The sequence below is a fragment of the Bifidobacterium sp. M0353 genome (assembly GCF_016100645.1).
Classification (GTDB): domain Bacteria; phylum Actinomycetota; class Actinomycetes; order Actinomycetales; family Bifidobacteriaceae; genus Bombiscardovia; species Bombiscardovia choladohabitans.
Window position 1 is genome coordinate 1 of sequence record NZ_JACFSB010000131.1, and the last position, 281, is coordinate 281.

The 281-nt window shown below is 32.7% G+C and carries 1 protein-coding gene; it reads left to right on the forward strand.

From position 1 onward, the window contains the following. Positions 1 to 281 (forward strand): hypothetical protein (locus tag H3V04_RS09280; RefSeq protein WP_198188333.1); only part of this gene is annotated, 281 nt, incomplete at both ends.

A 281-nucleotide genomic window follows, 5' to 3' on the forward strand; every position in this document is an offset into this window, starting at 1 on the left:
CCAGAAGACTGCTTTCTTTTAAAAAGATTATGCTCGAGTTGTCTAATTCTAAGATCAGCCAGCAAGGTTTATTAAGTCCTTTAATTTTAGAATTTGGCAATTTAGATTTTTTACAAATAAAAGATAAGTTGGCAGATATTCAAAAAATTGGTATTTTTTTAGAAGATTTTGGGCAAGATACCTTCATCTTGAGATCCTATCCTACCTGGCTGGGTACAGATGTCGAACATTCTGTGCGTACAATTTTAGACACGTTTTTAAACGTAGATGACAGCAATTTT